This window comes from Pseudomonas saponiphila (assembly GCF_900105185.1).
In the GTDB taxonomy this organism is placed as follows: domain Bacteria; phylum Pseudomonadota; class Gammaproteobacteria; order Pseudomonadales; family Pseudomonadaceae; genus Aquipseudomonas; species Aquipseudomonas saponiphila.
The window spans coordinates 1640854-1654003 of sequence record NZ_FNTJ01000002.1 but is presented as its reverse complement, the minus strand read 5'-3'; the positions used below and the strand labels follow the sequence as shown (position 1 = coordinate 1654003).

11 protein-coding genes are annotated in these 13150 nt (G+C 63.9%); 7 read left to right on the top strand and 4 right to left on the bottom strand.

Annotated features, from left to right (window positions below; all coding sequences use genetic code 11):
• Nucleotides 1-378 (top strand): hypothetical protein, encoded by a 378-nt coding sequence (locus BLV47_RS29365; protein WP_092320004.1) that lies wholly within the window; start codon nt 1-3, stop codon nt 376-378.
• Between the two features lie 82 nt (nt 379-460).
• Here BLV47_RS29365 and BLV47_RS29360 read toward each other — a convergent pair whose 3' ends face one another.
• Nucleotides 461-670, bottom strand: coding sequence for a cold-shock protein (locus BLV47_RS29360; RefSeq protein ID WP_011059510.1), 210 nt, complete (start codon nt 668-670; stop codon nt 461-463).
• A 423-nt stretch (nt 671-1093) separates the two neighbouring features.
• Here BLV47_RS29360 and istA point away from each other — a divergent pair, with 423 nt between their 5' ends.
• From istA to BLV47_RS29335, 5 genes are all read left to right on the top strand, one after another.
• Nucleotides 1094-2779 carry an IS21 family transposase gene (gene istA, locus BLV47_RS29355; protein ID WP_062838241.1) on the top strand — a complete coding sequence of 562 codons (1686 nt, stop codon included), beginning with the start codon at nt 1094-1096 and terminating at the stop codon, nt 2777-2779.
• Nucleotides 2667-3416 carry an IS21-like element IS1474 family helper ATPase IstB gene (istB, locus tag BLV47_RS29350; protein WP_062838242.1) on the top strand — a complete coding sequence of 250 codons (750 nt, stop codon included), beginning with the start codon at nt 2667-2669 and terminating at the stop codon, nt 3414-3416. The genes istA and istB overlap by 113 nt, the downstream gene beginning before the upstream one ends.
• Before the next feature lie 159 nt (nt 3417-3575).
• Nucleotides 3576-6080, top strand: coding sequence for a glycerol-3-phosphate 1-O-acyltransferase PlsB (gene plsB / locus BLV47_RS29345; RefSeq protein WP_092320002.1), 2505 nt, complete (start codon nt 3576-3578; stop codon nt 6078-6080).
• A gap of 51 nt (nt 6081-6131) precedes the next feature.
• The gene (locus BLV47_RS29340) at nt 6132-6530 is read left to right on the top strand and encodes a YbaY family lipoprotein (protein ID WP_092320000.1); all 399 of its coding nucleotides are present in this window, start codon (nt 6132-6134) and stop codon (nt 6528-6530) included.
• Between the two features lie 24 nt (nt 6531-6554).
• Complete coding sequence (locus BLV47_RS29335) at nt 6555-7244, top strand: DUF4197 domain-containing protein (protein WP_092319998.1); 690 nt, start codon at nt 6555-6557, stop codon at nt 7242-7244.
• Nucleotides 7245-7337: 93 nt separating this feature from the next.
• Here BLV47_RS29335 and BLV47_RS29330 read toward each other — a convergent pair whose 3' ends face one another.
• Together BLV47_RS29330 and BLV47_RS29325 are read right to left on the bottom strand one after the other, a co-directional pair.
• Nucleotides 7338-10394 (bottom strand): efflux RND transporter permease subunit, encoded by a 3057-nt coding sequence (locus tag BLV47_RS29330; RefSeq protein ID WP_092319996.1) that lies wholly within the window; start codon nt 10392-10394, stop codon nt 7338-7340.
• A 6-nt stretch (nt 10395-10400) separates the two neighbouring features.
• Nucleotides 10401-11489 carry an efflux RND transporter periplasmic adaptor subunit gene (locus BLV47_RS29325; RefSeq protein WP_092319994.1) on the bottom strand — a complete coding sequence of 363 codons (1089 nt, stop codon included), beginning with the start codon at nt 11487-11489 and terminating at the stop codon, nt 10401-10403.
• A 93-nt stretch (nt 11490-11582) separates the two neighbouring features.
• Between BLV47_RS29325 and BLV47_RS29320 the strand changes: the two genes are divergently transcribed.
• Nucleotides 11583-12218 carry a TetR/AcrR family transcriptional regulator gene (locus BLV47_RS29320; protein ID WP_092319992.1) on the top strand — a complete coding sequence of 212 codons (636 nt, stop codon included), beginning with the start codon at nt 11583-11585 and terminating at the stop codon, nt 12216-12218.
• 83 nt (nt 12219-12301) lie between these two features.
• On the opposite strand, the gene BLV47_RS29315 is transcribed toward BLV47_RS29320, so the two are convergent.
• Complete coding sequence (locus BLV47_RS29315; RefSeq protein ID WP_092319990.1) at nt 12302-13084, bottom strand: class I SAM-dependent methyltransferase; 783 nt, start codon at nt 13082-13084, stop codon at nt 12302-12304.
• Nucleotides 13085-13150 lie beyond the last annotated feature (66 nt).

Sequence of the window (13150 nt, the reverse complement as noted above, 5' to 3'; positions counted from 1 at the left end):
ATGCGCCAGCCCGATATCGAGATTTACCTGAAAGACGCCGACGTCGACTACAAGGCCATCGCCGCCTGGCTCGGCGCCGTGCTCGGCCCTTGCAGCGACTGGGTCCAGAAGGGCCAGACCTACAAATGCAGCGCAGGCGACGTGCCCGTGACCTGGCTGCCCAAAGCGGTGGGCAAGTGGAACAGCCTGTACCTGGAAAGCGACCAGACCCCGTGGGATGACGACATTGCCTGCGCCCGCGCGGCCTTTGCCGCCTTGAACGTGGAAGTGCGCTGCGCACCGGGCAGTTGGGTCGAGGAAGAGGGTGAAGAGTCCGCCGATCGCTGGATTCGCATCAGCGCCGACGGTGAAGAAGAGATTACCTGGCGCACCGCCTGACCACCGCATACCCGTAGGAGCCGGCTTGCCGGCGAAGAGGCCTTCAACGCCTTCGCTGGCAAGCCAGCTCCTACCGGGTGGGTTACAGGCCGACGACGTCTTCGGCCTGCAGACCTTTCTGGCCTTCGACCACGGCGTACTCCACCTGCTGGCCTTCTGTCAGGGAACGGTGGCCTTCGCCACGGATCGCTCGATAGTGGACAAACACGTCCGCCCCGCCTTCACGCTGGATAAAGCCGTAGCCCTTGGCGTCGTTGAACCACTTCACGTTGCCGGTCTCACGAGTAGTCATGAATCCATACCTCATTTTTTTATTATTGGATTGGCGCACTGCAACCAAACCTTGAGAACTTTCCCTAGGCCTGTCTCTCTATGACAGGAGGCAATACGGCGCGGGAGAGTCGGCCGAGTATATGACAGGCGTAAAAACTCTCAACTCAATCTTGTTTCGGCGCTTTTTTGCCGATTTTCGACGAATCCGGCACACTACTGCGGATTTCGGAGCACCGTGACCGGCCGTTTCGGTTGATCGTGACCGGTCATTTCGCTAACGCGTGACCGCTCATTTCGGTAGCAACGTGACCGATTTTCCGCCTGTTCCGAAACAGGTGGTCACGGCTTACCGAAATCGCCGGTCACGACTTAGCGAAAGCCTTCCCCTTCGTTGCGCATGACCTGATGCGCCGCCATCCTCGACCGATTTCGGGAGAGGAAGATGGCGGCGCCGCGAGTAGCCATGCGAAACATCAAAGAATGTCTGCGCCTCAAGTTTGAGGCCGGCTTGTCCCACGAGAAGATTGCCCGTGCCTTGCAGCTGTCCAAGGGCGTGGTTAGCAAGTACATCGCGGCGGCGCGGGTGGCCGGGCTGGACTGGCCGGCGCTGGTGGCCATGGACGAGGCCGCGCTGGCGGCCGCCTTGTTTGCACCGACGTCGACGAACAAGCCGCGCGGTGAGCGAGTGCTGCCCGATGTGCTGAGCATCCACCGCGAGTTGCGACGCAAGGGCGTGACCTTGCAGCTGCTGTGGGAGGAATATCTCGCCGCGCATGCGGGCCAGCCGACCTACCGCTACACCCAGTTCGTCGAGCACTACCGGCGCTACGCCCAGACGCTCAAACGTTCGATGCGTCAGCTGCACCGTGCGGGCGAGAAGCTATTCATCGACTATGCCGGGCCGACGCTGCCGGTGGTCGACCCGGCCACCGGCGAAGTGCGCCGGGCGCACATCTTCGTCGCCGCCCTGGGCGCCTCGAATTACACCTATGCCTGCGCGACGCCAGGCGAAACCCAGGTGGACTGGCTGACCTCGCTGGGCCAGGCTCTGACCTACTTTGGCGGCGTGCCGGAAATGGTTGTGCCGGACAATCCGCGCGCCCTGGTCGCCCAGCCGGATCGCTACGAGCCGGGCCTGAACCGGGCCACGCTGGAGTGCGCGCGTCATTACCAGACGGTGATCCTGCCGGCACGGCCACGCAAGCCTCAGGACAAGGCCAAGGCCGAGGTGGCGGTGCAGGTGGTCGAGCGCTGGATCATGGCGCGGCTGCGCCATCGGCAGTTCTTCAGCCTGCATGCGCTTAACCAGGCCATCGCCGAGCTGCTGGAGGATCTGAATCGGCGCCCGTTCAAGCGGCTCGATGGCTGCCGGCGCGACTGGTTCGAGCGCCTGGATCGCCCGGCCTTGCGAGCGCTGCCGGTGCATCCCTACGAGGTCGCCACCTTCAAGCGCTGCAAGGTCAGCATCGACTACCACATCGAGGTCAATGGCAGCTTCTACAGCGTGCCCTCCGCCCTGGCCCGGCAGAACGTGGACGTGCGACTGACGGCACACACCCTGGAAGTGCTGCATGGCAACCGGCGGGTGGCCAGCCACCTGCTGCTGGGGCGACGCGGCGCTTACAGTACCCAGCGCGAGCACATGCCCGCGGCGCACCAGGCGCATCGCGAATGGACGCCACAACGCCTGCTCGACTGGGGCGCGCGGATCGGCCCCTACACGCGCCAACTGATCGATCACCAACTGACCCACAAGCCGCACCCGGAGATGGGCTACCGCGCCTGCCTCGGCCTGCTCTCGCTGGCCCGGCGCTATGGCAATGCACGCCTGGAAGCCGCTGCCGAACGTGCCGTACACCTGCGCGCCTTCACCGGGCGCAGCGTGCGCAACCTGCTCCAGCAAGGCCTGGATCAACAGCCGCTGCCCCAGCGTGCCGCCGAAACGACCTTACCCGGCGACCACGAGAACGTCCGTGGCGCCGACTACTACCAACCCCCGCAACAGGAGCTGTTCGATGATGCCGCAACACACCCTGAATCAACTGCACCAGCTACGCCTGGACGGCATGGCCCGCGCCCTGGAAGAGCAATGGACGCTGCCGGCCAGCCACAGCCTGAGCTTCGATGAACGCCTCGGCCTACTGCTCGACCGCGAACTGGCCTGGCGTGACAACCAGCGCCTGGTACGGCTGCGCAAGAAGGCCAAGCTCAAGTACGCCAACGCCTGCCTGGAAGATCTCGACCGCCGCACCGGACGCGCCCTGGACGAGCGTCTGATCGCCACCCTGGCCAGTGGCGACTGGATCCGCCAGCAGCACAACCTGCTGCTGACCGGCCCGACCGGTGCCGGCAAAACCTGGCTGGCCTGCGCCCTGGGCAACCAGGCCTGCCGCCAGGGCTATAGCACCCTGTACCTGCGCACCCCGCGCCTGCTGGAACAACTGCGCATCGCTCATGGCGACGGCAGCTTCGGCCGTACCCTGCAACAGCTGGCAAAGGTCGACGTCCTGGTGCTGGACGACTGGGCGCTAGCCCCGCTGGAGGAAGGAGCCCGGCATGACCTGCTGGAGGTGATCGACGACCGCGCTGGCAGCCGCTCCACCATCCTGACGAGCCAACTGCCCATCGAGCACTGGCACGGCTGGATCAACGACCCGACCCTGGCCGATGCCATCCTCGACCGCCTGGTGCACAACGCCTACCGACTGACGATGAAAGGCGAGTCGCTGCGCCGAAAAAAAGCCGAGGAACAAGCCGCATCGTGACCGATGCGATTACAATCCAGAACCCGCGCAACCGGGGTGGAAGCACCGGTCACGTATTAGCGAAACGCTCGGTCACGTTCACCGAAATCCGCACACTACCGGCCCCGAGCAGTTGCTCGGTTTTGTGTTCATCCACATATTCACTCACGCAGAAGCCGTATGACCCGCTCCCCGATCCGCCGTCTTGTGTTTGGCACCTTGCGCCGCCTGCTGTACCTCTGGGTGCGCTCGGAAACCATCAACCAGTCGTCCTTCACCCTCGACCTCGACCGCAGCCGGCCGGTGTTCTACGTCCTGCAAAACCCGTCCCTGACCGACCTCGCCGTGGTCGATAGCGAATGCACCAAGGCCGGTCTGCCACGCCCGGTGCTGCCGGTGTCGGTGGGCAACCTGCTGGAGCCTGCGGCGTTCTTCTACCTGACCCCGGAGCCCGACTGGCTCGGCCGCCAGGACAAGCGCGGCGCGCCACCGACCCTGACCCGACTGGTCAGCGCCCTGGCCCAGAACGCCGCCGAAGATGCGCAGATCATTCCGGTCAGCGTGTTCTGGGGCCAGTCCCCGGACAGTGAATCCAGCCCGTGGAAACTGCTGTTCGCCGACAGCTGGGCGGTCACCGGGCGCCTGCGCCGGCTGCTGAGCATCATGATCCTGGGACGCAAGACCCGAGTGCAGTTCTCCGCGCCGATCAACCTGCGGGAGCTGATCGAACACAACAAGGGCCACGAGCGCACCGTACGCATGGCCCAGCGCATCCTGCGGGTGCACTTTCGCAACCTCAAGGCCGCGGTCATCGGCCCGGACATCTCCCACCGGCGCAACCTGGTCAAGGGCCTGCTCAACCAGCCCCTGGTGAAACAGGCGATTCTCGACGAGGCCGAGCGCGAAAACATTTCCCCGGAAAAAGCCAAGGCCCAGGCCCTGCGCTACGGCAACGAGATCGCCTCGGACTACACCTACACCGCGATCCGCTTCCTGGAAGTGGTGCTCAGTTGGTTCTGGAACAAGATCTACGACGGGATCAAGGTCAACCACCTGGAAGGCGTGCAGAAGATCGCCCAGGGTCACGAAGTGATCTACGTACCCTGCCACCGCAGCCATATCGACTACCTGCTGCTGTCCTACCTGCTGTTTCGCAACGGCCTGACGCCGCCGCACATCGCCGCCGGGATCAACCTCAACATGCCGGTGATCGGCGGCCTGCTGCGCCGCGGCGGGGCCTTCTTCATGCGCCGCACCTTCAAGGGCAACCCGCTCTACACCTCGGTGTTCAACGAGTACCTGCACACCCTGTTCACCAAGGGCTTCCCGGTGGAGTACTTCGTCGAAGGCGGCCGCTCGCGCACCGGGCGCATGCTGCAACCCAAGACCGGAATGCTGGCCATTACCCTGCGCAGTTTCCTGCGCAATTCGCGCATGCCCATCGTCTTCGTGCCGGTGTACATCGGCTACGAGCGGGTCCTGGAAGGCCGCACCTACCTGGGCGAGCTGCGCGGCGCGAGCAAGAAGAAGGAGTCGATCTTCGACATCTTCAAGGTCATCGGCGCCCTCAAGCAGCGCTTCGGCCAGGTGGCGGTGAACTTCGGCGAACCGATCAAGCTGGCGCAGTTCCTCGACCAGGAGCAACCGGACTGGCGCTCCCAGGAGCTGGGCCCGCAGTACCGCCCGGCCTGGCTCAACGAAACCACCAATCGCCTGGGCGAACGGGTGGCCCAGCACCTCAATGAAGCCGCGGCGATCAACCCGGTGAACCTGGTGGCCCTGGCCCTGCTCTCCACCAGCCGCCTGGCCCTGGACGAACGCGCCATGGCCCGGGTCCTGGACCTGTACCTGGCACTGCTGCGCCGCGTGCCCTACTCGCCCCACACCACCTTGCCGGAAGGTGATGGCCGGGCGCTGATCCAGCACGTCAAGGACATGGACCTGCTGGCCGAGCAAAGCGATGCCCTGGGCAAGATCCTCTACCTGGACGAGCAGAACGCCGTCCTGATGACCTACTACCGCAACAACGTGCTGCACATCTTCGCCCTGCCGGCGCTGCTGGCGAGCTTCTTCCAGAGCTCGTCGCGCATGAGCCGCGAACAGATCCTGCGCTATACCCGCGCGCTCTATCCCTACCTGCAGTCGGAGCTGTTCATCCGCTGGTCGCTGGAAGAACTGGACGCGGTGGTGGACCAGTGGCTGGAAGCCTTCGTCGAGCAGGGCCTGCTGCGCTTCGAGAAGGACCTGTATCTGCGCCCGGCCCCCAGCTCGCGGCATTTTGTCCTGCTGACGCTGCTGTCCAAGAGCATCGCCCAGACCCTGCAACGCTTCTACATGGCCATTTCCCTGCTGCTCAACAGCGGCCAGAACAGCATCAGCGCCGAGGAGCTGGAAGACCTGTGCACGGTCATGGCCCAGCGCCTGTCGATCCTGCATGGCCTCAATGCCCCGGAGTTCTTCGACAAGAGCCTGTTCCGCCACTTCATCCAGACCCTGCTGGACCAGGGCGTATTGCGCCGCGACGAAGCCGGCAAGCTGAGTTACCACCCTCTGCTGGGGGACCTGGCCGAAGGCGCGGCCAAGCGCGTGCTGCCGGCGGAGATTCGCCTGTCGATCCGCCAGGTCGCCCTGCACCGCAGCGAAGATGCCGCCGAGCAGCTCGCGACGCCGGTGCAAAGCGACTAGATTCTTATCGGCGCCGCAGAATCTGCGGCGCCCCCGATACGGAGATCCGCCATGAAAAAACTCATCCTGCTGGCAGCCACCGCGCTGCTTGGCGCCTGCCAAGCCATGCAGCCTGCGGCCAAGGCAAGCCTCGATGGTGAAGTCTTCTATCTGCAACGCATCGCCCTACCGGCCACCGCCACCCTGAGCGTGAGCCTGCAGGACGTGTCCCTGGCGGACGCGCCGGCGCAAGTCCTGGCCGAGCAGAAAGGTCCGATCAAGGGCCAGGTGCCGCTGCCTTTCCACCTCAGCTACGACCCGGCCCAGGTCAAGCCAGGCCATCGTTACGCGGTCAGTGCGCGGATCGAGCTGGACGGCAAGCTGATGTTCATCACCACCGAACACAACGGAGTCAATCTTGACGGCAAGGATCCCCAGCCGCTGAAACTCCGTGTCGACGCTGTACGTTAACTCTCATTGTCCAAGGAAGCCGCCATGCTCCGTACCTCGCTCCGCTTCACCAGCCTGTGCGCTGGCCTGATGATCTCCGCCAGTGCCCTGGCCCTGTCCCTCAGCGACCTGTCCCAGGGAGACGCCAGCGGCGGCCTCAAGGACGCCCTGACCCAGGGCGCGCAGATCGCCGTCAAGCAGTTGGGGACCCCAGGCGGTTTCAGCAACAACCCCGATGTGCGCATCGAACTGCCGGGCAATCTCGGCAAAGTGGCGAAGAAAATGAAGCAGTTCGGCATGGGTGATCAGGTCGATCAGCTGGAAACCAGCATGAACAAGGCCGCCGAGGCGGCTGTACCGCAAGCCCAGGCCCTGCTGGTGGATGCCGTGAAGAAGATGACCGTGGCCGACGCCAAGGGCATTCTCGCCGGCGGCAAGGACTCTGCCACCCAGTACCTGGACAAGAGCAGCCGCGAGCAGATCCGCGCCAAGTTCCTGCCGATCGTCAAGCAGGCCACCGACCAGGTCGGTCTGGCCAAGCAGTACAACTCCTTCGCCGGCCAGGCCGCGACACTGGGGGTACTGGATGCCAAGAACGCCAATATCGAAGGTTATGTGACCGAACAAGCCCTCAATGGCCTGTTTGAAATGATCGGCAAGCAGGAAGAGAACATTCGCCAGAACCCGGCGGCAGCCGCCACCAGCCTGGCCAAGAAAGTCTTCGGCAGCCTGTAAGACCTTTCCCTCAGCGGTAGGAGCCCGCTTGCTGGCGAAGGCGTCCGCAAGCGGACGCCGGCCTCAAGGGACTCTTCGCCGGCAAGCCGGCTCCTACGACTTCTTGACGCGGAACCATGCCGCATAAAGTGCCGGCAGGAACAGCAGGGTCAGCGCCGTCGCCACGATCAGCCCGCCCATGATGGCCACCGCCATCGGCCCGAAGAACACGCTGCGCGACAACGGAATCATCGCCAGCACCGCCGCCAGGGCCGTCAGCACGATGGGCCGGAAACGCCGCACCGTGGCTTCGATGATCGCATCCCAGGGCTTCTGCCCGGCCTTGATGTCCTGCTCGATCTGATCCACCAGGATCACCGAGTTGCGCATGATCATCCCCGACAGGGCAATGGTCCCGAGCATGGCTACAAAGCCGAACGGCTGGCGGAACACCAGTAGAAACAGGGTGACCCCGATCAGCCCCAAGGGCGCGGTGAGAAACACCATCGCCGTGCGCGAAAAGCTGCGCAGCTGGATCATCAGCAAGGTCAGCACCACCACGATGAACAGCGGCACCCCCGCCTTCACCGAGTTCTGGCCACGGGTCGAATCCTCGACGGTGCCGCCCACATCCAGCAGGTAGCCATCCGGCAGTTCGGCGCGGATCGGCTCCAGGGTCGGCAGGATCTGCTGCACCAGGGTCGCCGGCTGTTCCTTGCCATAGATGTCGGCGCGCACGGTGACGTTGGGCAGGCGATTGCGATGCCAGATCACCCCTTCCTCAAAGCCGTATTCCAGGGTCGCCACCTGGGACAGCGACACGCTCTTGCCGTTGTCGGTGGGCACCGCCAGGCTCGGCAGCAACGACAGCTCGCTACGCTCCTCGCGAGTGCCGCGCAGAAGGATCTCGATCAGTTCGTTGTCCTCGCGGTACTGGCTGACGGTGGAACCGATCAGCGAGCTCTGGAGGAACTTCGACAGGTTGGCGGTACTTACCCCCAGTGCCCGGGCGCGATCCTGGTCGACGTTCAGGTAGACCACCTTGCTCGGCTCTTCCCAGTCCAGGTGCACGTTGACCACATGGGGATTCTCACGGACCTTGGCCGCGACCTTGCGCGCCAGGGCGCGGACTTCCTCGATGTGTTCGCCGGTGACCCGGAACTGCACCGGGTAGCCCACGGGCGGCCCGTTTTCCAGGCGCGTGACACGCGAACGCAGGGCCGGGAACTGTTCATTGAGGGTGGAGATCAGCCAACCCCGCAGGCTTTCGCGCTCCTCGATGGACTTGGCCAGCACCACGAACTGGGCAAAGCTGGTGGCCGGCAGTTGCTGGTCCAGCGGCAGGTAGAAACGCGGCGAACCGGTGCCCACATAGGCCACGTAGTTATCGATGCCCGGGTGATCCTTGAGCATCGCTTCCAGACGCTTGACCTCGTCGGCGGTATTGCTCAGGGAGGCGCCCTCCGCCAGCTTCAGGTCGACCATCAGTTCCAGGCGTCCCGAGGCCGGGAAGAATTGCTGCGGCACGAAGCGGAACAGCATGACCGAGCCGACAAACGCCAGGATGGTCAGCACGATCACGGTCTTGCGCCGCTCCACACACCAGCCGACCACGCGGCGCACACGCTGATAAAACGGCGTGCCGTGGGGGTTGGACTCGGCGCCGTGCTTGGCGGCATGGATCTTGGCCAGATCCGGCAGGAGCTTTTCCCCCAGGTAGGGGACAAACACCACGGCGGCGATCCACGAGGCCACCAGGGCGATGGTCACCACCTGGAAGATCGAACGGGTGTATTCACCGGTGCCCGACTGGGCCGTGGCGATCGGCAGGAAGCCCGCCGCCGTGATCAGGGTGCCCGTGAGCATGGGAAAGGCGGTGCTGGTCCAGGCGAAGCTGGCAGCCTTGATCCGGTCAAAGCCCTGCTCCATCTTGATCGCCATCATCTCCACGGCAATGATCGCGTCATCCACCAATAGCCCCAGGGCCAGCACCAACGCGCCCAGGGAGATCTTGTGCAGGCCGATCCCCAGGTAGTACATGGTGGCGAACGTCATCGCCAACACCATGGGAATGGCCAGGGCCACCACCATGCCGGTACGTACGCCCAGGGAGAAGAAACTCACCAGCAGCACGATGATCAGCGCCTCGGCCAGCACCCGGACAAACTCGCCTACCCCGGTCTTCACCGCCGCCGGCTGGTCGGACACCTTGCGCAGCTCCATGCCCGCCGGCAGGCTTTTCTGCAGGCGCGAGAACTCGCCTTCCAGGGCCTTGCCCAGCACCAGGATATCGCCGCCCTCCTTCATCGCCACGGCCAGGCCGATGGCGTCTTCCCCCATGAAGCGCATGCGCGGGGCGGGAGGGTCATTGAAACCACGACGCACATCCGCCACATCACCGATGCGGAAGGTCCGGCCAGCCACGCGGATCGGGAAATTGCGAATCTGCTCCACCGTCTGGAAATTGCCCGATACCCGCAGTTGCACCCGCTCACTGGGGGTTTCGAAGAACCCGGCGGTGGAGACAGCGTTCTGTTCTTCCAGCGCTTGCTGCACGGCCGCCAGCGGCAGCCCCAGGGTGGCCAGCTTGACGTTGGACAGCTCGATCCAGATCTTCTCGTCCTGCAGGCCCAGCAGGTCGACCTTGCCCACGTCCTTGACCCGTTGCAGCTGGATCTGGATGCGGTCGGCGTAGTCCTTGAGGACCGCGTAGTCGAAACCCTTGCCGGTCAGCGCGTAGATGTTGCCAAAGGTGGTGCCGAACTCATCGTTGAAGAACGGCCCCTGGATGCCCGGTGGCAGGGTGTGACGGATATCGCTGATCTTCTTGCGGACCTGATACCAGAGATCGGGGATCTCGTTGGAGTGCATCGAGTCCCGGGCGATGAAGGTCACCTGGGACTCCCCGGGCCGGGAGAAGGAGACAATGCGGTCGTACTCGCCGGTCTCCATGAGTTTCTTTTCAATGCGCTCGGTGACCTGGCGCGAGACTTCCTGGGCCGTGGCCCCCGGCCAGTTGGTGCGAATCACCATGGCCTTGAAGGTGAAGGGCGGATCTTCGCTCTGCCCCAGTTTGGTGTAGGACAGCGCCCCGACAATGGCCAGCAGCAGCATCAGGAACAGGACGATCTGGCGATTGCGCAACGCCCAGGCGGAAAGGTTGAAACCCATCGTGGATTACTCCTTGGCCGCCAGATTGACTACACGGTTGGAGCGATCCACCGGGCGTACCTGCAAGCCCTCGTGGAGCACATGCACGCCGGCGGCCACCACCCAATCGCTGGCGCTCAAGCCTTCGAGCACCGGCACGCTCTTCTCGCCGAAAGCACCGACCCGCACCGGGGTCTTGTGCAGGGTGCTGTTGGCATCGACCCGCCAGACGTAAGTCGCCCCGCCTTCCGCGGACAGCGCCGACAACGGCACCGACAACGGCACCGCCTCACCATTCTGGATAAACACCCGGGCGCTCTGGCCAAGCTCGGCGGGAACCTTGCCGGAGTTGAAGGCAATGCGCGCGGCGAAGGTCCGGGACTTCGGATCGGCAGCCGGCGACAGCTCGCGGATGTGCCCGTCGAAGCGCTGGCCCGGTTGGGTCCAGAGTTCGACCGATACCGGCTGGCCCACCTTGAAGCGACCGTAATTCTGTTCGGGGAAACTGATCAGCACCTCGCGCTCGCCATCGGTGGCCAGAGTGAAGACCGTCTGCCCCGCCGCTACCACCTGTCCGACTTCCACCGCGCGCTTGGCCACCACGCCATCCTGGGGAGCCCGCAGCACGGCATAGCCGGCCTGGTTGCTGGCCACGTCGAACTCGGCCTTGATCTGCTTCAACCTTGCTTCACCGGCGCGATAAAGGTTTTCGGCATTGTCGTACTGGGAACGGCTGACCATCTGCCGGTCCAGCAGGGTCTTGTAGCGATCGCGCTCGGCACGCACCAGATTGAGGTTGGCACTGGCCGCAGTGACCTGGGCCCGGGTGGCCTCAAGCTGCAGGCGCACGTCCTGCGGATCGAGCTCGGCCAGGGGCTGATTGGCCTTGACCCGCTCGCCTTCTTCAACCAGTCGTCGACTGACCTTGCCGCCAATGCGGAATGCCAGCTCGGGTTCGTAACGAGCTCGCACCTCGCCGGGGTAACTGTCCGAAGCCCGTGCCGAAGGCTCTGGCTGGACCACCATGGCCGGTCGGATGCCAATTTGAACGGGCTCTTCGTGCCCACAAGCAGACAGAAAAAAAGCCAGGCTGACTGGCAAGGCATAGCGGAACATGGCGGCGACCCTTCGCTAATGGTGCTTTGAATAATTATACTGGCCGGTATGTTATTAATAGCAAACTCACCAGTCCAGTATTAACAGCGAAAAATGTCCGACAATCCTTCCGCAAACGTTGGGCCAGGCAGGCCCAAAGATCTGGCCAAGCGCCAGGCCATTCTCGAAGCAGCGAAAAACCTGTTTCTGAGCAATGGCTACGCCAGTACCAGCATGGATGCGGTCGCCGCCGAAGCCGGCGTTTCAAAACTCACGGTGTACAGCCACTTCAATGACAAGGAGACCCTGTTCACCGCCGCGGTGGTGGCCAAGTGCGAAGAGCAGTTGCCGACGCTGATCTACGAACTGACGCCCAACGCGTCGGTGGAAAGCGTCCTGCTGAACATCGCCAGAGGCTTTCACCAACTGATCAACAGCGACGAGTCGGTAAACCTGCATCGCCTGATCATGACCCTGGGCAACCAGGATCCCAAGCTCTCGCAGATGTTCATCGAAGCCGGCCCGGAACGCGTGTTGCAGGGCATGGAACGGCTGCTGAGGCGAATCAACGAGTTGGGCACCTTGCACATCGACAAGCCGCGCAATGCCGCCGAACACTTCTTCTGCATGCTCAAGGGCGGGGCGAACTTCCGCCTTCTCTATGGCTGCGGCGAGCCGTTGAGGGGCGCCGCGGCGGAAGAGCACGTGCAGGAAGTGGTGGCGCTGTTCATCCGCGCCTACAGGCCGTAGGAGCAGGCTTGAGTAGGAGCTGGCTCGCCAGCGAACAGCCTCTGAAAATGGCCTTCGCCGGCAAGCCGGCTCCTACAGGTGGCTCAGGCCTTGAGGGCCTTCTTCGGGTAGATGTCATAGCGGCTGGACTTGCCCTCCAGCCCGTGACTCGGCTTGGGCCCATCAATGCACGGGGCCTTGCGTGGGCGCTTGACCACCACCCGATGGCTGGCCAGGGCCAGGGCTGCCGCCAGCAGCGCCGGTGCATCGTTGTCGTCCCCCACCAGCGGGCGGAACAAGCGCATTTCCTTTTTCACCAACGCGCTTTTTTCCCGATGGGGAAACATCGGATCGAGGTAGATCACCTGAGGCGGCTCGCCTTCCCAGTTGCGCATCAGTTCGATGGAATTGCCCTTGAGCAAATGCATGCGAGCCACGATCGGCGCCACTTCGGCGTCCAGCGCGGCTCGGGCCAGACCGTCTTCCAATAGTGCGCCAATCAATGGCTGACGTTCGATCAGGCTCATCTCGCATCCCAGGGTAGCGAGGACAAAACCGTCCTTGCCCAACCCCGCCGTCGCATCCAGCACCCGGGGCCGTACGCCCTGGGCTACCCCCACCGCCTTGGCGATCATCTGTCCGCTGCCACCGCCATACAGGCGTCGATGGGCCGCGCCGCCTTCGACGAAGTCGACTCGTACCGGCCCCGGCGCATCCGCCCCCAACTGCTGCAATTGCAGGCCCTGCTCACCGACCTGCAGCGCGAACTCCGGCTCGTCGATCTGCAAGGGCAGGCTCAGGCGCTCGGCCCATTGCCGCGCCAGGGGCTCGAAGCCAGCGCCCAGGGCCTCGACTTGGATGCGGCAGGCCGCGGGTTGCTCATTCATCTGAAACCACACTCAAAAAATTAATGATCGGCAAAAACGGCCGATAACAGAACTATCGGCCATTTT